Origin of the sequence: Hyphomonas sp. (assembly GCF_013823385.1) — a bacterium.
Taxonomy (GTDB): domain Bacteria; phylum Pseudomonadota; class Alphaproteobacteria; order Caulobacterales; family Hyphomonadaceae; genus Hyphomonas.
In genome coordinates this window covers 1-1,048 of the sequence record NZ_PNMA01000167.1, presented here as the reverse complement: position 1 = coordinate 1,048, position 1,048 = coordinate 1, and the positions used below count along the sequence as shown (strand labels likewise).

Here is a 1,048-nt window from a genome sequence, read left to right as displayed (position 1 = left end):
GCCGAGCAGGTGAGTGCGCGCATTTGCTATGAATTGGGTCTGCCGGCAGACCTTCACGAAAGCCATGCCAGCTACGTCTCGCACTGGCTGGAGATCCTCAAGGCCGACAAGACGGCGATCATCACCGCAGCCGCGAAGGCCGATCAGGCGTTCAACCATCTTGCGGCCTATTCGGGCTTCCAGAGCGAACCTGCCGGCGAAGAGGGGGAGGAAGCCGATGAGACGGCGCCAGTTCCGGCTTTTGCTTGAGCCGGCACCGCAGGAGGTCGTTTGCCTCACCCAGCTTCACCGTTATGCGGGCGATGTTGCAGGCCGGAGGAGGGCGCCGATCGGCGAGGAGCTGGACCAGCATATCGCAGGCCTGTTCCCCCAGAGGGACCCGCGCCAGGTGCTGGACGGCCTTCTCGGCAAGGGGGGCGTCGGTTGGTCGCTTGGCACAGTTCCGGGTCAAGGCCGATCGCTCATCATCCAGACAACCGAGGCGGGCGTTGCGGTCTCGGCAATAGCGAGGATCCTCGAACAGATTGCGCCAGGGGCGCTCCTGCGACCGATGATCTACGAGCCGTTGCTGCTGGAGAACCCGAGCGAGCACTGCGGCAGCCTGCATTGAGGAAAGGGGGATGGGGCCATTGCATCTTGCAATGGAAAGGAAGCCTCATGTCCTGCGACATTGATTACCGTTACCGCCGCGCACTCCAGCCCGATGGGCTGACGACCTTCGAAAATGCGCTGCGAGCATTGAACGAGGCCGTGGATGATGTCCGTCTGGCAGGCCGGCAGGCCGCAACCTGTCCGGCAGTGCTGCTGCTGACGCGCCACCTTCAACGCATTGCTGACGGAAGGCCGACCGAATGTGAGGCAGACGACCAGGCTCTGCGGTCCCAATGCATTGAACGCCTTGCCGAGCTCAAACACAGGCCTGCGATCATTGCGCTGGTCAAACGCGGGATCGACTATCGTCCCGAAGAACTGCGCCACTACCGGCGCGAGGGCACGCGGGCGCTGCGCCAGATCGCAGCAGGGATCGGGCTCGAGCACGCCGATTATC

2 protein-coding genes and 1 pseudogene are annotated in these 1,048 nt (G+C 63.5%); all 3 read left to right on the top strand.

The genetic code is table 11. The annotated features are described in order from the left end of the window. Nucleotides 1-249: zincin-like metallopeptidase domain-containing protein (locus tag C0456_RS20810; RefSeq protein WP_291056704.1), on the top strand; the 249-nt coding region annotated here is incomplete at its 5' end. Beyond that, nucleotides 218-610 (top strand): hypothetical protein, encoded by a 393-nt coding sequence (locus C0456_RS20805; protein WP_058818314.1) that lies wholly within the window; start codon nucleotides 218-220, stop codon nucleotides 608-610. The genes C0456_RS20810 and C0456_RS20805, both read left to right, overlap by 32 nt. Before the next feature lie 47 nt (nucleotides 611-657). After that, nucleotides 658-1,048: pseudogene (locus C0456_RS20800) on the top strand (hypothetical protein); the annotation flags it as partial.

Excerpts from the sequence above, each read along its gene's own strand:
- C0456_RS20805 (WP_058818314.1), top strand. The coding sequence starts at position 218 with ATGAGACGGCGCCAGTTCCGGCTTTTGCTTGAGCCGGCACCGCAGGAG.